This is a genomic window from Sphingopyxis sp. Geo48 (assembly GCF_949769155.1).
Taxonomy (GTDB): domain Bacteria; phylum Pseudomonadota; class Alphaproteobacteria; order Sphingomonadales; family Sphingomonadaceae; genus Sphingopyxis.
Map to the genome: position 1 here is coordinate 105113 of NZ_CATKPA010000004.1, position 18131 is coordinate 123243.

Sequence of the window (18131 nt, forward strand, 5' to 3'; positions counted from 1 at the left end):
CTCCGCTGGACCAGCTTGAACAGCGGGTCAATGGCCGTGTTTAACCATCTTGCACGTCCATCAATATAGTGACACATATAGTGCCATAATATTCTGAACAAGACCAGCGGGTGGGAGATGGACGGACAGGGGCTGCTCTTCGCGGCGATTTGGGGCGGCGCCTTGCTGCTTTGGCTTGCTTTTCTGGCCTTCTATGATGGCCTGCGCCGTCCGTTGCGGCGCGATGAGATCGACGCGTTCCTCGCCACGCTCGGCCCGCGCATGGACGAAACCGGCAACGACAGCGCGCGATTGCGTGCCTTCCTCGAGGCGGACGACGGACGCGAGTTCGTGATGCTCAATCTTGTGCGCACCCGCCCCGGCCCGGTCACCGATCCCGCCAGCGGCGAGACGCGCGAGGGTAGCGAGTGGCTGCGGCGCTATTCGGACCCCTTCGTGCGCGGCCTCATCGCACGCGGCGGACACCCGCTGTTCGTCGGGCGCAAGGTTGGCGGCTATATCGACGCGTGGAACGCCGGCGAAGACCCGGGCTGGTCGCTGGTCGGCACGATGCGATACCGCAGCCGCCGTGATCTCGTGCGCATGGCGAGCGATCCCGCGTTTCGCGCGGTGCATCCGAATAAATCGCTGGGGATCGAGAGCACATTCTCCTTCCCGACCCAGCGACAGGTCGCTTTCTACGCCAGCCCGCGCGTGACCATGTTTCTGGCGCTGATGCTTGCGGCCGCACTGCTGCACATCGCGGTTCTGACGTTCGGTTGGGGAGGGACGGCATGAAGAAAAGATGGCTGGCGCTCGGGCTGGTCGCGCTGATCGGCGCGGGTGGCTATTGGACATTCCAGGAGAATAAATACCGTCTCCCCGGCCTTTTGCAGGATTGGCGCGATCCGGTGCAGGACAATCGTCCGGTCGTCTGGCAGCAGGGGCCAAAGACGGCGCCCGCGGGCACGCGGCCACCCAACATCGTCCTGATTGTCGTCGACGACATGGGCTGGAACGACATCAGCCTCAACGGCGGCGGGGTCGCCGGCGGCATCGTCAAGACGCCGAACATCGACGCGATCGCGCGGCAGGGCATGAACTTCACCACCGCCTATGCCGCGAACGCAACCTGTTCGCCGTCGCGCGCGGCGATGATGACGGGGCGCTATGCGACGCGCTTCGGCTTCGAATATACCGCCGTCCCCGTGCAATTCTCGGAGAACCTCGCCCATGGCGACGGCGTCGGACCGCTGAAGGCGGTGTTCCACAAGGAGCTGATTACCCCCGACATTCCCGACTATCCCGACATGGGCGTCCCTGCCAGCGAAGTGACGATCGCCGAGGCGGTCAAGGCGGCGGGCTATCATACGATCCACATCGGCAAATGGCACCTTGGCGAGGCGCCGAGGCTCCAGCCGCAGCGCCAAGGCTTCGACGAGAGTCTGGCTGTGCTGGGCGGGGCCGCGAAATTCCTGCCCGACGACGACCCCGACACCGTCAACGCAAAGCTGCCGTGGGATCCCATCGACCGCTTTATCTGGGCGAACCTCCGCCACGCGGTGACCTTCAACGGCAGCAAGCGCTTTCACCCGAAGGGGCACATGACCGACTATTTCGCCGACGAAGCGATTGCCGCAATCGAAGCGAACAAGAACCGGCCCTTCTTCATGTATCTGGCGTTCAACGCGCCGCACACGCCGCTGCAGGCGACGAAAGAGGATTATGCGAAGCTGCCCCAGATCAAGGATCACAAGACGCGCGTCTATGGCGCGATGATCGCCCAGCTCGACCGGCGGATCGGCGACGTGATGGCGAAGCTGAAGGCGGCGGGGATCGACGACAATACGCTCGTCATCTTCACCAGCGACAATGGCGGCGCCTGGTACAACGGCATCCCGAACCTCAACGCACCGTATCGCGGGTGGAAGGCGACCTTCTTCGAGGGCGGCATCCGCACCCCCTTCTTCATGCGCTGGCCCGCCAAGATCGCGCCGGGATCGACGCGCGCCGACATGACGGGGCACATCGACATCTTCTCGACCATCGCGGCGGCGGCGGGTGCGAAGGTGCCGACCGACCGCGTAGTCGACAGCGAGAATATCCTTGGCGGTCCGGCGAAGCGGGCGGCGCTGTTCTGGCGCTCGGGCGATTATCGCGCGGTGCGGATGGGCGACTGGAAGTTGCAGGTGACCAAGCGGCCCGAAAAGGTGCGGCTCTATAATCTTGCCGCCGATCCGACCGAGCAGCAGGACCTTGCAGCCAGCGATCCCGCGCGCGTCGCGCAGCTTCGCGCGATGCTGGAGGCGCAGAACAAGGGGATGGCTAAGCCGATCTGGCCGGGGCTCATCGAGGGGCCGGTGCGCATCGACGTGCCGCTCAACGCGCCGTGGAAGGACGGCCAGGACTATATCTACTGGACGAACTGATCGCGGATGAAGGCCGCGACCAGCGCCGGTCCCGCTGATAGCGGTTTTTCCGCCGGCCGGTCGATCAGGAGCGCGTCGTCCTTTGCCAGGTGGATCGTATCGGCGCCGACGGTGACCGGGGCGGTGCCGGTCGCCAACAGCAAAAGCGTGTCCGCCGCCCTCGCGCATGACCATCGTTCGAGGATTGCCGAAGCCCTCCCGCGCCGCGTCATGATGTGGAGCGCGGAGCATGAGCCGCCAAGCGGCTCGGCGCCGACGCTGTCTTCGCCGCCGAACAACAAGGCCGGTGAGCCGGGGCGGAGCCGTTGCTCACCCCGGTCCCCGACCTCGATCCGCAAGTCACCGCGAAGCAGCAGAAAGGCGCGATCGACGCCCGGAAAGACCGAGAAGGGTCCCGCTTTCTCTATCGTCGCGATGCTCGCGCGCCACAGGAAATCGGCGTCGCCCGCGCCATCCGGAAAGACCGCGATGTCGCGCGTGACCCCGCCGCCATTCTTCCACGGCCGCGCGATGCGGTCGTTCGCGCGCAGGAGCCGGACGCCCGTCATCAGAGGATACCGGGGAGGTCCAGACCCTTCTCGCGCGCGCAGTCGATGGCGATGTCATAGCCAGCGTCGGCGTGGCGCATAACCCCGGTGCCGGGGTCGTTCCACAGCACGCGCTCAAGCCGCTTGGCCGCTTCGGGGGTGCCGTCGGCCACGATCACCATGCCCGAGTGCTGCGAATAGCCCATGCCGACGCCGCCGCCATGGTGGAGCGACACCCAGGTCGCGCCGCTGGCCGTGTTGAGCAGCGCATTGAGCAGCGGCCAATCGCTCACCGCATCGGATCCGTCGCGCATCGCTTCGGTCTCGCGGTTGGGGCTCGCGACCGATCCCGAATCCAGATGGTCGCGGCCTATCACCACCGGTGCCTTGAGTTCGCCCGACGCGACCATCTCGTTGAACGCGAGGCCCAGCCGGTGACGGTCGCCGAGCCCGACCCAGCAGATGCGCGCGGGCAGGCCCTGGAACTTGATCTTCTCGCGCGCCATGTCGAGCCAGTTGTGGAGGTGCGCGTTGTCGGGCAGCAGTTCCTTCACCTTGGCGTCGGTCTTGTAGATATCCTCGGGATCGCCCGACAGCGCCGCCCAGCGGAAGGGGCCGATGCCACGACAAAAGAGCGGGCGGACATAGGCGGGGACGAAGCCGGGAAAGTCGAAAGCGTTTTCGACGCCCTCGTCCTTCGCCATCTGGCGGATGTTGTTGCCATAGTCGGTTGTCGGAACCCCGGCCGCTTGCAGGTCGAGCATCGCCTGCACATGCACCGCCATCGACGCTTTCGCAGCCTTCGCGACCGCGGCCGGATCGCTCTCGCGCTTCGAAAACCACTCGTCGAGGGTCCAGCCCGCGGGGAGGTAGCCGTTGACCGGATCGTGCGCCGAGGTCTGGTCGGTGAGCAGGTCGGGGCGGATACCGCGGCGGACCATCTCGGGCAGCACCTCGGCGGCGTTGCCGAGGAGGCCGACCGACACCGGCTTGCCCTCGGCATGACTCGCCTCGATCATCGAGATGGCTTCGTCGATGCTGCCCGCCTGCTTGTCGAGATAGCCCGTGCGCAGGCGCATCTCGATGCGGCTAGGCTGGCATTCGATCGCGAGGCACGATGCGCCCGCCATCACGGCGGCGAGCGGCTGCGCGCCGCCCATGCCGCCGAGCCCGGCGGTCAGCAGCCAGCGGCCCGCAAGGCTGCCGCCATAATGCTGGCGGCCCATTTCGACGAAGGTTTCGTAGGTGCCCTGAACGATGCCCTGGCTGCCGATATAGATCCAGCTGCCGGCGGTCATCTGGCCGTACATCATCAGGCCCTTTTTATCGAGCTCGTGGAAATGGTCCCAGTTGGCCCATTCGGGAACGAGGTTCGAATTGGCGAGTAGCACACGCGGCGCATTCTCGTGGGTGCGAAAGACGCCGACGGGCTTGCCCGACTGGATCAGCAGCGTCTCGTCGCCCTCGAGCCGCTTCAGCGTTTCGACGATCTTGTCATAGCTTTCCCAGTCGCGCGCGGCGCGACCGATGCCGCCATAGACGACGAGCTCGTGCGGCGCCTCGGCGACGTCGGGGTGGAGGTTGTTCATCAGCATCCGCATCGGCGCTTCGGTGAGCCAGCTTTTCGCGCTGATCTCGGGGCCGGTCGCGGGGCGGATCACGCGGCTGTTGTCGAGGCGGGTCATGAATGTCCTTTCGCAAAGTCGAGGGTCGCGGCGATCACTTGCTCCAACACGGGTCGGATCGCGGGATCGGGGTCGAGGGGGGAGGGCCAGTTGGCGTGGGTGATGGGATCGGGCTCCGCCATATAGCCGCGCTGCGCGAGCTCCATCTGGATCGCGTGGATGCCGTCGTCGGGACGGCCATAGTGGCGTGTCGTCCAGCCGCCCTTGAAGCGGCCGTTCACGACATGGCTGTGGCCGCTCGCGGCGCAGATGTTTGCGACGATCGTTTCCAGCTCGGGCGCGCAGGTCGCGCCGCGGTTCGTCCCTACGTTGAACTGCGGCAGTTCGCCATCGAACAGGCGCGGGACATGGCTGCGGATCGAATGGGCATCGTAGAGGACGACCTTGCCGTGCGCGGCTTTCAGCCGGTCGAGTTCCTGTGCCAGCGTATCGTGATAGGGTCGGTGATACGAATGCAGCCGCTGCATGATCTCGGCCTCATCCGGGGCGTCGAAGCGATAGAGCGGGTCGCCGTCGAAGGTCGTCGTCGGACACAGCTCAGTCGTTGCCTGCCCCGGATAGAGCGAGGCACCCGACGGATCGCGGTTCATATCGATCACGCTGCGCGAAATATCGGTGGCGACCAGTGTGGCGCCGAGGTCGGCGGCGAAGGCATAAAGATCGGCGATCCACCAGTCGGTGTCGATCTGCGCGTGCCAGGGCGAGACGAATTGCTCGTCGAGACCCGCGAGATCGGTGCCGCCGTGCGGGAAGGCGATGACGAGCGGTGCGTCGCCGCGGTGGACGCGCAGCCAGTCCATCAGCCGACGCCCGGCAGGCTGGCGGGGACCGCGGCGACGAGGCTGCCGGTGCGGATCAGCGCGGTCGCGGCCTCCATGTCGGGATGGAAATGCCGGTCGTCTTCGAGCGTCGGCACTTCGGCGCGCAAATGCTTATGTGCGGCTTCAAGTGCATCGCTCGATTGAAGCGGTGCGTGGAAGTCGATGCCCTGGCAAGCCGCGAGCAGTTCGATGCCGATCACCGCGCTGGCATTATCGGCCATGTCGAGCAGGCGCCGCGCGCCGTGTGCGGCCATCGACACATGGTCTTCTTGGTTCGCCGAGGTCGGGATCGAATCGACGCTGGCGGGATAGGCCCGCTGCTTGTTCTCGCTGACGAGTGCGGCGGCGGTGACTTGCGGGATCATGAAGCCCGAGTTGAGGCCGGGGCGCGGGGTCAGGAAGGCAGGGAGGCCCGACAGCGCGGGGTCGACGAGCATTGCGATGCGGCGCTCGGAGATAGAGCCGATCTCGCACAGCGCCATCGCGATCATGTCGGCGGCGAAGGCGACGGGCTCGGCGTGGAAATTGCCGCCCGAGAGCGCCTCGTCGGTGTCGGCGAAGATCAGCGGATTGTCGGAAACGCCGTTCGCCTCGATGCCGAGCGTTGTCCCCGCTTGCCGCAGCAGGTCGAGCACCGCACCCATCACCTGCGGCTGGCAGCGCAGACAATAAGGGTCCTGCACGCGCGGATCGCCCTCCGCGTGCGAGGCGCGGATCGCCGATCCCGCCATCAGGGTGCGCAGCGCGTCACCGACCTCGCGCTGCCCGGCATGGCCGCGCAGCGCATGGATTCGCGCATCGAACGGCGCGTCGGAGCCCTTTGCGGCCTCGGTCGAGAGCGCGCCGGCGATGAGCGCCGAACGGAAGACCGTCTCGGCGCGAAACAGGCCGGCGAGGGCGTTGGCGGTCGAAAATTGCGTGCCGTTGAGCAGCGCGAGGCCTTCCTTGGGGCCGAGGTCGAGCGGAGCGAGCCCCGCCCGCGCGAGTGCATCGGCAGCAGGCAACGTCTTTCCGCCGACCTCGATTTCGCCGACGCCGATCATCGCCGCGGCCATATGCGACAGCGGCGCGAGGTCGCCGCTTGCCCCGACCGAGCCCTGCGACGGAACCACCGGCGTCAGCCCCTTGGCGAGCATCGCCTCCAGCATCGCGACCGTCTCACGCTTTACGCCCGAGGCGCCCATACCGAAGCTCGCGAGCTTCAGCGCCATCATCAGCCGGACGATTTTCGCGGGTGACAGCGCGCCGGTACCCGCTGCGTGGCTGAGCACGATATTGCGCTGGAGCGTCGCCAGATCGTCTTCGGCGATCCGCACGCTGGCGAGCTTTCCGAAGCCGGTGTTGATGCCATAGACGGGGGCGCCCTTGGCGACGATCCGCGCGACCGCGGCGGCGCTGGCGTCGATTGCCTGCCAGGCCGCCGCATCGAGCGCGACGCTCGCACCCTCGTAGATTGCGCGCCAGTCCACCAGCGTCATGGCGCCGGGGGTGATTATGACCTTGCTCATAGTCCCATCCAGATTCGTTGGTGCAGCGGGTTGAAGCCGATCCGGCCGACAAGGTCGGCGGGCCGTTCGATGTCCCAGATCGCGAGGTCGCAATGCTTGCCGACCTCTAGCGTGCCAACCATCTCCTGCATCCCCAGCGCTTGCGCCGCGTGGCGCGTCACGCCGAGCAGGCATTCGTCGACGGTCAGCCCGAACTGCACCGCCGCCATGTTCATCGTCAGCAGGATCGAGGTCAGTGGCGAGGTGCCGGGGTTGCAGTCGGTCGCCAGCGCGATCGGTACGCCCGCGGCGCGAAGCGCGGCGACGGGCGGCTGCTTGGTTTCGCGAAGGAAGTAGAAAGCGCCGGGCAGCAGCGTCGCGACCGTCCCGGCTTCGGCCATCGCGGCGATGCCCGCGTCGTCGAGATATTCGAGATGGTCCGCCGACAGCGCGTGATGGCGCGCGGCCAGCGCGGCACCATGCTGGTTCGACAACTGCTCGGCATGGAGTTTCACCGGAAGGCCATGCTTCTTCGCGGCCGCAAACACCCGCTCGGTCTGCGCCGGGGTGAAGCCGATATTCTCGCAAAAGGCGTCGACCGCGTCAGCGAGCCCTGCGGCCGCAATCTCCGGCAACATCGTTTCGGTGACGAGTCCGATATAGCCGTCCGCGTCGCCCGCATATTCGCCCGGCAGCGCATGCGCGCCGAGGAAGGTCGTGCGCACCGTCACCGGTCTTACCTCGCCGAGGATACGCGCGGCGCGGAGCATCTTCGCCTCGTCGTCGACCGACAGGCCGTATCCCGACTTGATCTCGATCGTCGTGACGCCCTCGGCGATCAGCGCATCGAGGCGGGGGAGGGCGCTTGCGACAAGTTCGGCCTCGCTCGCGGCGCGCGTTGCGTGGACGGTCGACACGATACCGCCGCCCGCACGGGCGATCTCTTCGTAGGATGCGCCTCGCTGGCGCATCTCGAACTCGCCGATGCGGTCGCCGGCGAATACCAGATGCGTGTGCGGATCGATCAGCCCGGGGGTGATCCAACGGCCTTCGCAATCGATCGTCTCGCGCGCCGCCGGCGCATCGACCATCGACCCGGCATAGGTGATCGTCCCTGCCGCCATACCGACCGCACCATGCTCGATGACGCCGAGGCCGGGCACGCCACCTTGCATCGTCGCGAGCCGGGCGTTGGTCCAGAGCCTTTCGCACTTCATGCCAGCCTCTCCTGCTTGCTGACGGCGACTCAATTATGTATATACATTAATGGAAGACGCGGTACGATGTCCAGATGGGATGTGCGATGGCGCTTTGGTGCGAGCAGGCATGGTTGGCGGAAGGGTGGCGGAACAATATCCGCCTGAGCCTTGATAACGGGCGCATTTCCTCGATCGAGATCGGAGTGGACGCCGCGCCGGGCGACGAGCGCCACGCGATCCTGCTGCCGGCGCTCCCCAATCTGCACAGCCACGCCTTCCAGCGCGGAATGGCCGGTCTCGCCGAGCGCGCAGGGACGGGCGACGACAGTTTCTGGACATGGCGCGAGGTCATGTACCGCTTCGTCGACCGGCTCGATCCCGATGGGATGGAGGCCGTCGCCGCGCTCGCCTATACCGAGATGCTCGAGAGCGGCTTTGCCCGGGTCGGCGAATTTCACTATCTGCATCATGACCCCGACGGCCGTCCCTATGGCGATCTCGCGACGATGGCGCAGGCGATCGCGGCGGCGGCGGGAGAGACCGGGATCGCGCTGACGCTGCTTCCCGTCTTCTACGCCCATTCGGGTTTCGGCGGCGGCGCGCCGACGCATGGCCAGCGGCGCTTCATCAACGATGTCGGCGGGTTCGGGGCGCTGCTGGACGGATGCCGAGACGCGGTGGCGGGGCTGGACGACGCGGTGGTCGGCGTCGCGCCGCACAGCCTGCGCGCCGCGACCGCCGGCGAACTCGCCGAGGTGGCGGCGATGGCGGCGGGCGCGCCGATCCACATCCATATCGCCGAGCAACTGCCCGAGGTTGAGGCCTGCCTTGCGTGGAGCGGCGCGCGTCCGGTCGAATGGCTGCTCGATCACGCCGACGTCGGCCCCGACTGGTGCCTTGTCCATGCGACCCACATCAGCGAAGCCGAACGGTGTGCAGTCGTCGGGAGCGGCGCGGTCGTCGGCCTTTGCCCGATCACCGAAGCGAACCTCGGCGACGGGCTGTTTCCCGCGCGCGAATTCATCGCCGAGGGCGGACGCTTCGGCGTCGGGTCGGATTCGAACGTCGAGATCGACGCCGCTGCCGAGCTGCGTCTGCTCGAATATGGCCAGCGCCTGGCGCATCGCGGGCGCAACCTGCTCGCGGGCGGTGCCGGACAGTCGACCGGCGCCAGCCTTTATCGCGGCGCGCTTGCGGGCGGCGGGCAGGCGCTCGGGCACCCGTCGGCGGGGCTTGGCGTCGGCGAGCCAGCGGACATCGTCAGCCTGAAGGCGGACGATCCCACATTCGCCGGGCGCAGCGGCGACGCGATCCTCGACAGCTGGATTTTCGGGGGCGGAGCGCGGCTTGTCGATTGCGTCTGGCGCGGCGGCGTCAAGCGCGTTGCGGGCGGGCGCCATGTCGCGCGCGAGGCAATCGACACGCGCTATCGAGCTGCGATGGACAAGCTGCTCGCATGACCGAGAGCGGCGCCATCCACGCGCGTATCCGCCGCGATATCGAGGCGCGGATCATGTCGGGCGAATGGGCGCCGGGGACGCGCATCCCCTATGAACATCAGTTGATGGCGACCTACGGCTGTTCGCGGATGACGGTGAACCGTGCACTGCGGATGCTGATGGAGGCCGGGCTGATCGAAAGCCGGCGGCGTGCGGGCACCTTTGTCTCGCATCCGCGCGTCCAGCGTGCCGCGCTCGAAATTCCCGACATTCGCGACGAGGTGGCGGGGCAGGGCGAAAGCTATCGTCTCGACCTCGACCGGCGCGAAATCCGCGCCGCGAGCGAAGAGGACAAGCGCCTGCTTCAGATCGACGGCGGTTCGGTCCTCGCGCTCGAATGCCGCCACCACGCCGGCGGCCGCGCCTACGCGCTCGAACGCCGCCTGATCAACCTGGCCGCGGTGCCCGAGGCCGCCGAGGTCGATTTCGCTATCGAACCGCCAGGGTCGTGGCTGCTCTCGCACGTTCCCTGGACCGAGGCCGAGCACCGGATCACCGCGTTCAACGCGGGCGGCAAGGAGCTTGTCGCGCTCGGGATTTCGGCGGGGGCGGCGTGCATGGCGCTCGAACGCTGGACATGGCGCGGCGAGGAACGCATCACCTATGCGCGGCAGGTTTATCCCGGCGACCGCTATGCGCTTGTCGCGCGCTTCCGCCCCTGACGAAGGACAAGACCATGGATTTCTCGCGGCTCGAAACCAGCAGCAAGATCGGCGACGGTTGGATCTATCCGGCGGCCGAAGCGCGCAGCAGCGGCTGGCTCGCGGTCGACGCCGAGGCGGGACACCGCATCTATTGGGAGGATTATGGCGCCGCCGATGGCGAACCCGTGATGTTCCTGCATGGCGGGCCGGGCGGCGCATGCGCCCCCGATATGGCGCGCTTCTTCGATCTGTCGCGCTACCGCGTGATCCTGTTCGACCAGCGCGGATGCGGCAAGAGCGAACCCAATGTCGCTGCGGCCGGCCCGGCGGCGGCGCTGCGCAACAACACCACCGCCGACCTGATCGGCGATATCGAGAAACTGCGCGATGCGCTGGGCATTTCCGGCAAGATGCACGTTTTCGGGGGCAGCTGGGGCTCGACGCTCGCCATGGCCTATGCGATCGGATTTCCGGGGCACTGCGCAAGCCTGATCCTGCGGGGCATCTTTCTCGGCGCGTCGGAGGATCTTCTCTATCTCTATCAGGGCAATGCCGCAACCTGGCATCAGGCGCCGCACGCGTTGACCGCGCCCGGCGCTTATATCAGCTATCCCGACGAGTGGGGCGAGCTGTTGTCGGTGCTGACCGTCGAAGAGCGCGCCGACGTGATGGCGTCGTACAAGGCGATCTTCGACATGGTCCCGCCGACCGAGGCGGAGCGCGCGAAGCAGTTGCACGCGGCGCTGACCTGGTCGCTGTGGGAAGGGGTGATCTCGAACATGATCCCCGAAGATGCGGCCGCGGGAAAGTTCGGCGATGCCGATTTCGCGCTCTGCTTCGCGCAGATCGAGGCGCATTATTTCGCGAACAACCTGTTCATCGAGCCGGGCCACCTGCTTGGCAACGCCGCGATCCTTGCGTCGATCCCGGTGCATATCGTCCATGGCCGGTTCGACCAGGTCTGCCCGCTGACGCAGGCCTCGCGCCTCGTCGATGCGCTGCGCGGCGTAGGGGCGGAACCCGCGACCTACGTCATCACCAACGCCGGGCACAGTGCGATGGAGCGGGAGAATGCTCTCGCGCTGACGGCGATCATGGACGGATTGCCGCCTATCGCGGGATGAGGGACTGGTGCCGGCTGTCAGACTCGAACTGACGACCTACCGCTTACAAGGCGGTTGCTCTACCAACTGAGCTAAGCCGGCGCTGTCCGGCCCTTTGCGTCAAATTATGCCGAAGGTCCAGCCTTCGGTTGCGGCGAGCGCGGTCGACAGCGGCGCGGGCGACCAAGGCGCGGCGTCGCCGGCGATCGCGCGCAGCCACGCGGCCGTGAGCAGCGCGTCGGCGGCATGGTCGCTGACCGGGCCGGAGAGGCCGGTCCGCCGCGAACCCAGCGCGGCGAGCGCTGCGTCGAGTGCCGCGCCGTCGCGGATCTTGCTCCGTCCCGCCGCCATTCCCGACGCGCGGGCGGCGAGGCTGGTATAGATTTCGACCAGCAGTGGCCCGCCTGCGGGCACCGGGTCGAGCGGCCAGAGCGGCAGTAGCTCGTGCAGCCGGTGCAGGACGCGCATTCCCGCAAGGCTGGCCTTGCCGACCTGCGCCGCGCCGACGAGGTTGAAGTTGCTGACGCTTGCCGCCTGTTTCGTGCCACGCTGATGGCGTTCGACACGGCGCAGCCGACCCGCGCCGCCCTCGAACAGGTCGCCGACGTTGCCCTTCGCATGGCGGAAATGCCGCCGCGCCTCGGGATGAGACAGGAAGCCGTCGATCCCGAAATGCGGATCGCGGGCGCATAATTGCTCGACCAGCGCCCACAGCTCGGGCAGGTCGGCGGGGCTTTCGCTCCAGTCGGGGAAATAGGCGCCATGATCGGCAAAGGCGAAGGCAGCCGAAAAATCGAAACCGATCAGCATGTCGGTCCCCGCCGCCGCGACGTCCAATAGCCAGCCGAGGATTTCGGCGCGCGACCAGATATGCCCGGGGCGGACGAGTTCGGGCGCGCCCGCGCCGCTCGCCACGGCCAGCGCGATCCCGCGCTGCCGCTCGCCGCGCGCGCCCGACCAGTCGATGGCGGCGAAATGGGTGAAGCGGCGCATAACGCTCTCCTAGCCGACGCGACCGACCTTGCACAAAGCCGCATTGCGTCCCACATGCGGCCCATGCTGATCGAAACCGAATCGACGCCCAATCCGGCGACGCTCAAATTCCTTCCCGGCCGGGCGGTGATGGAGACGGGAACGCGCGATTTTTCGAGTCCCGAAGAGGCCGAGGCCTCGCCGCTGGCGACCGCGCTGTTCACGCTCGGCGATGTGACGGGGGTGTTCTTCGGCCGCGATTTCATCTCGGTGACGATCGCGCCGGGCGCCGAATGGGCCGATGCGAAGCCCGACGTGCTCGGCATCGTGATGGACCATTTCCTTGCCGACATGCCGCTGTTCCACCCGGCGAGCGCCGCTGGTTTCAGCGTCCCGGGCGAGGATGAGGGCGGGTTCGCCGACGATCCGGCCGACGCCGACATCATCGACCAGATCAAGGAACTCATCGAGACGCGCGTCCGCCCCGCGGTCGCGAACGATGGCGGCGACATCATCTATCGCGGTTTCGACAAGGGCAATGTCTATCTGAAGATGCAGGGCGCGTGCGCCGGCTGCCCGTCGTCGACGGCGACGCTCAAAAACGGCATCGAATCGCTCTTGAAACATTATGTGCCGGAGGTAACGGCGGTTCACGCCGTCTAACTGTTTCAGGAGATCAAGCCGATGAGCGAGCCGCTTCCCGACAGCGCCCTCGACCAGCTTTTCCGTGCCGCGCGCACCTATAATGGCTTTCTCGAAAAGCCGGTATCCGAAGACCAGCTGCGCGCGATCTGGGATCTGGTGAAATATGGCCCGACCAGCGCCAACGCCCTCCCGGCGCGGATCGTCTGGTGCGTGTCCGTGCAAGCGAAGGAAAAGCTCGCCGCGCTCGCCATGCCGGCGAACGCCGAAAAGATCCTGAAAGCGCCGGTCACCGCGATCATCGCGATGGACACCGAATTCTACGAGCATCTGCCCGAACTCTTTCCGCACACCGATGCGCGGAGCTGGTTTGTCGGCAATGAAGCGCTCGCGCAGACCACCGCCTTCCGCAACTCTAGCCTGCAGGGCGCCTATTTCATCCTCGCGGCGCGTGCGCTCGGGCTCGACACCGGGCCGATGTCGGGCTTCAACAATGAAGCGGTCGACGCGGCCTTCTTCGTCGATACGCCCAAAGTGAAGAGCAATTTCATCTCGACGCTCGGCTATGGCGATCCCGCGAGCATCTTCGAGCGCAGCCCGCGCCCCGATTTTGAGCGCTTCAACCGCATTGCCTGACGGCCGATGCCTCGTCATCGACAGCGCCAGCGAGGCCTGTTCGGTCGCGCTGGTCGATGACGGCGTCGTCGTCGATTTTCGCCACGAGCTATTGGGCCGCGGCCATGCCGAGCGGCTTGTCCCGCTGATTGCCGAGCTGGCGGACGGCGGGCGTGCGACTTCGATCGCGGTCGGTTGCGGTCCGGGAAGCTTCGCCGGCGTGCGCATCGGCGTCGCGGCGGCGCGCGCGCTTGCCCTTGGATGGCAGGTGCCCGCGCACGGTTTTTCGAGCCTTGCGCTGGTCGCGGCCGCCGCGGCCGACGATATCGCCGCAGCGGGCGGCGCGCTGGTGGTGATGGAGGGCGGCCATGGGCAATGGTTCGTCCAGCGCTTCGGTGCCGACCTCGCGCCGCAGGGCGATCTCCGTTCGCTCCTCCCCGACGAGGCGGTGCGCGAGGGCGATACACTCATCGTCGGCAACCGCGCCGCAGCCTTCGTTGAGCGCCGCGGCTTGGGAACCGCCGTTTCCGCGCTGCCCGACGCGCGCGCCTTCGTCCGCCTGCCGACGCGGGCGCTGTTCGCCGAACCGAGCCCGATCTACGGCCGCGCGCCCGACGCCAAGCCGATGACTTCGGCATGAGCCGCGCCATCCGCCTTGCGCCCGCCCGCGTCGGCGATATTACCGCGGTGATGCGCGTGATGGAGGCGGCGTTCGACCCCGCCTATGGCGAGGCGTGGAGCACCGCGCAACTCCTCACCCTCTTTGCCCTCCCGTCCGCGCGCGTCGCGGTCGCGTGGGATGGCGACACGCCCTGCGGCTTTTCGGCGGCACGCGTCGCGGGACCGGAGAGCGAGTTGCTGTTGCTCGCGGTCGATCCGGCCCGGCGCGGGCAGGGGATCGGCAAGCGGCTGATCGACGATTGGCTTGCGTGGGCAAAAGAACAGGGCGCCGACGACTATTTCCTCGAAATGCGCGCCGACAATGATGCCGTGCATTTATACGCCCGCACCGGTTTTACCGAGTGCGGACGTCGGCCCCAATATTACCGCGGCAGCGATGGCGTGGTGCGCGATGCGATCACGATGCGGCGAACCTGACAGTCCAACGATATAAGCCGCAAATCGGTGATTGCGGAATTATAACCATAATGGCATGAATCGGCTATTGCCGAAGATAAGGCCCAATATTCGGCAACCTTCTCTTTTGGGGTAGCAGATAAGGAAATTGCGATCATGTCGGATCAAGCAGATGCCAATGAAATGCTCGTGACGTTGACTGCCGATATTGTTGCTGCGCATGTCAGCAATAACAGCGTCGCCATTTCGGACCTCGCCCTGCTGATCAACAATGTCCATGCGGCGCTGTCGAACCTCGGCAACCAGCCCGTCGTCGAGGAAAAGCCCGTTCCCGCGGTGTCGATCCGCGCGTCGGTGAAACCCGATCACATCGTCTGCCTCGAGGACGGCAAGAAGCTGAAGATGCTGCGCCGCCACCTGATGACGCATTATGGCATGACCCCCGACGACTATCGCGCCAAATGGGGCCTGGCGGCCGACTATCCGATGGTCGCGCCCGACTATGCCGAACGGCGCCGCGCGCTGGCAAAGGAAATCGGCCTCGGCACCAAGGGGCGGGGTGGCGGACGCAAGCGCCGCAAGCCCTGATCCGGTCGCTTTTTGCAATCAGGCGGGGCGGGACCGGCGGGTGCCGCCTTGTTCTATTTGCGGTGCGTGCCTATACAGTTGGCGAAAGAACAGAAGCGACTGCGCCCGGCAGGAAAGGCCCGCATGACCGGTACTATCGACCTTGAAGCATTGTGCCACGAAAAGGGGCTTCGTATCACCGAGCAGCGGCGCGTCATCGCGCGCGTGATTTCGGATTCGGAGGATCATCCCGACGTCGAGACGCTCTATGAGCGCGCGTCGAAGATCGACAGCGGCATCTCGATCGCGACCGTCTATCGCACCGTGCGCCTGTTCGAGGAGGCCGGGATTCTCGACCGCCACGATTTCGGCGACGGCCGCTCGCGCTACGAAGCGGCGCCCGAGGCGCACCACGACCATCTGATCGATGTCGAGACCGGCAAGGTCATCGAATTCGTCGATCCCGAGCTCGAGGCATTGCAGCGCGTCATCGCCGAGCGGCTGGGCTATCGCCTCGTCGACCATCGTATGGAGCTTTATGGCGTCCGGCTCGACCGCAAGGACTGACCCGGCCGAACAGCGCGCCGCGATCGCGGCAGGGTATCCGGCACCGATTTCGCTGAGGGGGAAGGCGCGCATCCTCTGGCGGGTGCTGTTGCTCGTGCTCGCGCTGCTGGTGCTGGTGCCGCTCCACTATCTCTATCGCATCTTCCGCTACGGCTCGCCGTTCCCGAAACTGTTCCTGTTCCTCGCCGCATGGATCGTCGGTGCGCGCGTGACCACGCACGGGACGCCGCTGCGCCGCGATGTCTTCTTCATCTCGAACCATGTGAGCTGGGTCGATATCCTCGCGCTCGCGGGCGCGAGCGGAACTGCCTTCGTCGCCAAGGCCGAACTGGGGAGGGTGCCGGTCATCGGCCGGCTCTGCCGCCTCAACCGCACCGTTTTCGTCAGCCGCGAGGATCGCGGCGGGGTTGCCGACCAGATCAACCTGCTCCGCGAGGCGCTGGCCGACAACTGGTCGGTGACGGTCTTTCCCGAAGGGACGACGACCGATGGCCAGTCGTTGTTGCCGTTCAAGACCTCGATGATGCAGGTGCTCGATCCGCCGCCGCCCGCGGTGCTCGTCCAGCCGGTAATGCTCGACTATGGTCCGATTGCCGAATGGATCGGCTGGATCGGGGTCGAGCAGGGGATCGACAACGCCAAGCGTATCCTCGCCCGGCCCGGCACCTTCCGCCTCCACATCCATTTCCTCGAGCCCTTCCACCCGCGCGACTTCCCCGGTCGCAAGGCGATCACCGCGGAGGCGCGGCGCCGGATCGAGGCGGCGCTGGTCGGCGCGCTGGGCAAGCCGCTCCGGTCCTTTCCGCATCATGTCGCGCCGGTGCGCTACCAGCCGGCAACGCCGGAAGGCGACGGATGACGGGTCGAATCCCCTTCATTTCCGCGGCTCCTTCCTCTATCGGGGCCGCATGACCGCTACCCCTCCCGCAAAGACGTTCCACGTCAAATCCTTCGGCTGCCAGATGAACGTCTATGACGGCGAACGCATGGCCGAGGTGCTGGGCGCCGAGGGCTATGTGCCCGCGGCCGACGGCGCCGATGCCGATCTCGTCGTGCTCAACACCTGCCACATCCGCGAAAAGGCGGCGGAAAAAGTCTATTCGGATATCGGGCGGCTGAAGCGCGAGGACGGCAGCACGCCGACGATCGCGGTCGCGGGCTGCGTCGCGCAGGCCGAGGGCGCCGAGATCGCGCGCCGGGCGCCGAGCGTCGATGTCGTCGTTGGCCCGCAGGCCTATCACCGCCTGCCCGAGCTGATCGCACGCGCCGAGCGGGGAGAGAAGGCGATCGACCTCGACATGCCGCTCGAGAGCAAGTTCGGCGCGCTGCCGAAACGCGCCGGCGGCCAGCGCCCCACCGCCTTCCTGACCGTGCAGGAAGGCTGCGACAAATTCTGCACCTATTGTGTCGTGCCCTATACGCGGGGCGCCGAGATCAGCCGGCCTTTCGTGGACCTGATCGCCGAGGCGCGCGCCCTGGTCGCGGGCGGGGTGCGTGAGATCACCTTGCTCGGCCAGAACGTCAATGCGTGGGACGGGGAAGACGCGAAGGGCCGGGCAATCGGCCTCGACGGCCTGATCCGCGAACTCGCGCGCGAGGACGGGCTCGAACGCATCCGCTACACCACCAGCCATCCCAACGACATGACCGACGGGCTGATCGCCGCGCATGGCGAGGTCGAGAAGCTGATGCCCTTCCTCCACCTGCCGGTGCAGGCGGGCAGCGACCGCATCCTCGCCGCGATGAATCGCAGCCATTCGGTCGAAAGCTATCTGAAGGTCATCGAACGCGTCCGCACCGTGCGCCCCGACATCGCGATCTCGGGCGACTTCATCGTCGGCTTTCCCGGCGAGAACGAAGCGGATTTCCTCGCGACGCTCGATATCGTTCGCGCGACCAATTACGCGATGGCGTACAGCTTCAAATATTCGCGCCGTCCCGGCACGCCCGCCGCGACGATGGGCGACCAGATCGACGAAGTCGTGATGAACGACCGCCTCCAGCGCCTGCAGGCCCTGCTCAACGAACAGCAGCAGGCGTTCAATCAGGCGACCGTCGGCCGCACGACGCGCCTGCTCCTCGAACGCAAGGGCAAGCATGACGGCCAGCTCATCGGCAAGTCGCCCTGGCTCCAGTCGGTGCACGTCACCGCGCCGGGGCTCGCGATCGGCGACATGGTCGACGTGCGGATCACCTCGGCCGGCCCTAACAGCCTCGGCGCCGAGCCGCTGGTCGAAGCGGTCGCCTGAATGGGCCGCGGAGTTTTCTGCTCCGTCCGTCGAATTTCGAGAGCATCGGTGATGGACTCCCGCCCTCGC

19 protein-coding genes and 1 tRNA gene are annotated in these 18131 nt (G+C 66.7%); 13 read left to right on the forward strand and 7 right to left on the reverse strand.

What is annotated here, in order from left to right; translation table 11 throughout:
- The first annotated feature begins 117 nt into the window (after positions 1-117).
- The gene (locus tag QOL79_RS14565; RefSeq protein WP_283420050.1) at positions 118-777 is read left to right on the forward strand and encodes a hypothetical protein; all 660 of its coding nucleotides are present in this window, start codon (positions 118-120) and stop codon (positions 775-777) included.
- Complete coding sequence (locus tag QOL79_RS14570) at positions 774-2408, forward strand: sulfatase-like hydrolase/transferase (RefSeq protein ID WP_283420051.1); 1635 nt, start codon at positions 774-776, stop codon at positions 2406-2408. Before QOL79_RS14565 ends, QOL79_RS14570 begins: the two co-directional genes overlap by 4 nt.
- On the opposite strand, the gene QOL79_RS14575 is transcribed toward QOL79_RS14570, so the two are convergent.
- The 5 genes from QOL79_RS14575 to hutI are packed head-to-tail and all read right to left on the reverse strand — an operon-like array spanning position 2393 to position 8145.
- A complete protein-coding gene (locus QOL79_RS14575) occupies positions 2393-2956 on the reverse strand; it encodes a HutD/Ves family protein (RefSeq protein WP_283420052.1) in 564 nt (187 codons plus the stop codon). The two genes, QOL79_RS14570 and QOL79_RS14575, sit on opposite strands and share 16 nt — an antisense overlap.
- A complete protein-coding gene (gene hutU, locus QOL79_RS14580) occupies positions 2956-4620 on the reverse strand; it encodes a urocanate hydratase (protein ID WP_283420053.1) in 1665 nt (554 codons plus the stop codon). The genes QOL79_RS14575 and hutU overlap by 1 nt, the downstream gene beginning before the upstream one ends.
- Positions 4617-5420 (reverse strand): N-formylglutamate deformylase, encoded by an 804-nt coding sequence (hutG, locus tag QOL79_RS14585; RefSeq protein WP_283420054.1) that lies wholly within the window; start codon positions 5418-5420, stop codon positions 4617-4619. The genes hutU and hutG overlap by 4 nt, the downstream gene beginning before the upstream one ends.
- Positions 5420-6949 carry a histidine ammonia-lyase gene (hutH, locus tag QOL79_RS14590; RefSeq protein ID WP_283420055.1) on the reverse strand — a complete coding sequence of 510 codons (1530 nt, stop codon included), beginning with the start codon at positions 6947-6949 and terminating at the stop codon, positions 5420-5422. The genes hutG and hutH overlap by 1 nt, the downstream gene beginning before the upstream one ends.
- Entirely contained in the window at positions 6946-8145 is a 1200-nt protein-coding gene (hutI, locus tag QOL79_RS14595; RefSeq protein ID WP_058457103.1) for an imidazolonepropionase, read from the reverse strand. Before hutI ends, hutH begins: the two co-directional genes overlap by 4 nt.
- A gap of 86 nt (positions 8146-8231) precedes the next feature.
- On the opposite strand from hutI, the gene QOL79_RS14600 reads away from it, so the two are divergent.
- The 3 genes from QOL79_RS14600 to QOL79_RS14610 are packed head-to-tail and all read left to right on the forward strand — an operon-like array spanning position 8232 to position 11394.
- Positions 8232-9587, forward strand: coding sequence for a formimidoylglutamate deiminase (locus tag QOL79_RS14600; protein ID WP_058457104.1), 1356 nt, complete (start codon positions 8232-8234; stop codon positions 9585-9587).
- Entirely contained in the window at positions 9584-10288 is a 705-nt protein-coding gene (gene hutC, locus QOL79_RS14605; protein ID WP_058457105.1) for a histidine utilization transcriptional repressor HutC, read from the forward strand. Before QOL79_RS14600 ends, hutC begins: the two co-directional genes overlap by 4 nt.
- Positions 10289-10302: 14 nt before the next feature.
- Positions 10303-11394: an alpha/beta fold hydrolase gene (locus QOL79_RS14610; RefSeq protein WP_058457106.1), complete on the forward strand. Its 1092-nt coding sequence runs from the start codon at positions 10303-10305 to the stop codon at positions 11392-11394.
- A 5-nt stretch (positions 11395-11399) separates the two neighbouring features.
- Here QOL79_RS14610 and QOL79_RS14615 read toward each other — a convergent pair.
- A tRNA-Thr gene (locus tag QOL79_RS14615) sits at positions 11400-11475 on the reverse strand.
- Positions 11476-11493: 18 nt separating this feature from the next.
- On the reverse strand, positions 11494-12366 hold the full coding sequence (locus tag QOL79_RS14620; RefSeq protein WP_058457107.1) for a hypothetical protein: 873 nt from the start codon (positions 12364-12366) through the stop codon (positions 11494-11496).
- A 63-nt stretch (positions 12367-12429) separates the two neighbouring features.
- On the opposite strand from QOL79_RS14620, the gene QOL79_RS14625 reads away from it, so the two are divergent.
- From QOL79_RS14625 to miaB, 8 genes are all read left to right on the forward strand, one after another.
- Complete coding sequence (locus QOL79_RS14625) at positions 12430-13008, forward strand: NifU family protein (RefSeq protein WP_058457108.1); 579 nt, start codon at positions 12430-12432, stop codon at positions 13006-13008.
- 21 nt (positions 13009-13029) lie between these two features.
- Positions 13030-13623, forward strand: a complete 594-nt coding sequence (locus QOL79_RS14630) for a malonic semialdehyde reductase (RefSeq protein WP_058457109.1) — start codon at positions 13030-13032, stop codon at positions 13621-13623.
- The gene (tsaB, locus tag QOL79_RS14635; protein WP_231729077.1) at positions 13616-14242 is read left to right on the forward strand and encodes a tRNA (adenosine(37)-N6)-threonylcarbamoyltransferase complex dimerization subunit type 1 TsaB; all 627 of its coding nucleotides are present in this window, start codon (positions 13616-13618) and stop codon (positions 14240-14242) included. Before QOL79_RS14630 ends, tsaB begins: the two co-directional genes overlap by 8 nt.
- On the forward strand, positions 14239-14700 hold the full coding sequence (locus QOL79_RS14640; RefSeq protein ID WP_058457111.1) for a GNAT family N-acetyltransferase: 462 nt from the start codon (positions 14239-14241) through the stop codon (positions 14698-14700). The genes tsaB and QOL79_RS14640 overlap by 4 nt, the downstream gene beginning before the upstream one ends.
- A 135-nt stretch (positions 14701-14835) precedes the next feature.
- Positions 14836-15267: a Ros/MucR family transcriptional regulator gene (locus QOL79_RS14645; protein ID WP_058457112.1), complete on the forward strand. Its 432-nt coding sequence runs from the start codon at positions 14836-14838 to the stop codon at positions 15265-15267.
- Positions 15268-15390: 123 nt separating this feature from the next.
- The gene (locus QOL79_RS14650; protein ID WP_058457113.1) at positions 15391-15813 is read left to right on the forward strand and encodes a Fur family transcriptional regulator; all 423 of its coding nucleotides are present in this window, start codon (positions 15391-15393) and stop codon (positions 15811-15813) included.
- Entirely contained in the window at positions 15785-16672 is an 888-nt protein-coding gene (locus tag QOL79_RS14655) for a lysophospholipid acyltransferase family protein (RefSeq protein WP_058457114.1), read from the forward strand. The genes QOL79_RS14650 and QOL79_RS14655 overlap by 29 nt, the downstream gene beginning before the upstream one ends.
- A 49-nt stretch (positions 16673-16721) precedes the next feature.
- Positions 16722-18062, forward strand: coding sequence for a tRNA (N6-isopentenyl adenosine(37)-C2)-methylthiotransferase MiaB (gene miaB / locus QOL79_RS14660; protein ID WP_058457140.1), 1341 nt, complete (start codon positions 16722-16724; stop codon positions 18060-18062).
- Positions 18063-18131 lie beyond the last annotated feature (69 nt).

Excerpts from the sequence above, each read along its gene's own strand:
- QOL79_RS14565 (WP_283420050.1), top strand. The coding sequence starts at position 118 with ATGGACGGACAGGGGCTGCTCTTCGCGGCGATTTGGGGCGGCGCCTTG.
- QOL79_RS14570 (WP_283420051.1), top strand. The coding sequence starts at position 774 with ATGAAGAAAAGATGGCTGGCGCTCGGGCTGGTCGCGCTGATCGGCGCG.
- QOL79_RS14575 (WP_283420052.1), bottom strand. The coding sequence starts at position 2,956 with ATGACGGGCGTCCGGCTCCTGCGCGCGAACGACCGCATCGCGCGGCCG.
- hutU (WP_283420053.1), bottom strand. The coding sequence starts at position 4,620 with ATGACCCGCCTCGACAACAGCCGCGTGATCCGCCCCGCGACCGGCCCC.
- hutG (WP_283420054.1), bottom strand. The coding sequence starts at position 5,420 with ATGGACTGGCTGCGCGTCCACCGCGGCGACGCACCGCTCGTCATCGCC.
- hutH (WP_283420055.1), bottom strand. The coding sequence starts at position 6,949 with ATGAGCAAGGTCATAATCACCCCCGGCGCCATGACGCTGGTGGACTGG.
- hutI (WP_058457103.1), bottom strand. The coding sequence starts at position 8,145 with ATGAAGTGCGAAAGGCTCTGGACCAACGCCCGGCTCGCGACGATGCAA.
- QOL79_RS14600 (WP_058457104.1), top strand. The coding sequence starts at position 8,232 with ATGGCGCTTTGGTGCGAGCAGGCATGGTTGGCGGAAGGGTGGCGGAAC.
- hutC (WP_058457105.1), top strand. The coding sequence starts at position 9,584 with ATGACCGAGAGCGGCGCCATCCACGCGCGTATCCGCCGCGATATCGAG.
- QOL79_RS14610 (WP_058457106.1), top strand. The coding sequence starts at position 10,303 with ATGGATTTCTCGCGGCTCGAAACCAGCAGCAAGATCGGCGACGGTTGG.
- QOL79_RS14620 (WP_058457107.1), bottom strand. The coding sequence starts at position 12,366 with ATGCGCCGCTTCACCCATTTCGCCGCCATCGACTGGTCGGGCGCGCGC.
- QOL79_RS14625 (WP_058457108.1), top strand. The coding sequence starts at position 12,430 with ATGCTGATCGAAACCGAATCGACGCCCAATCCGGCGACGCTCAAATTC.
- QOL79_RS14630 (WP_058457109.1), top strand. The coding sequence starts at position 13,030 with ATGAGCGAGCCGCTTCCCGACAGCGCCCTCGACCAGCTTTTCCGTGCC.
- QOL79_RS14640 (WP_058457111.1), top strand. The coding sequence starts at position 14,239 with ATGAGCCGCGCCATCCGCCTTGCGCCCGCCCGCGTCGGCGATATTACC.
- QOL79_RS14645 (WP_058457112.1), top strand. The coding sequence starts at position 14,836 with ATGTCGGATCAAGCAGATGCCAATGAAATGCTCGTGACGTTGACTGCC.
- QOL79_RS14650 (WP_058457113.1), top strand. The coding sequence starts at position 15,391 with ATGACCGGTACTATCGACCTTGAAGCATTGTGCCACGAAAAGGGGCTT.
- QOL79_RS14655 (WP_058457114.1), top strand. The coding sequence starts at position 15,785 with ATGGCGTCCGGCTCGACCGCAAGGACTGACCCGGCCGAACAGCGCGCC.
- miaB (WP_058457140.1), top strand. The coding sequence starts at position 16,722 with ATGACCGCTACCCCTCCCGCAAAGACGTTCCACGTCAAATCCTTCGGC.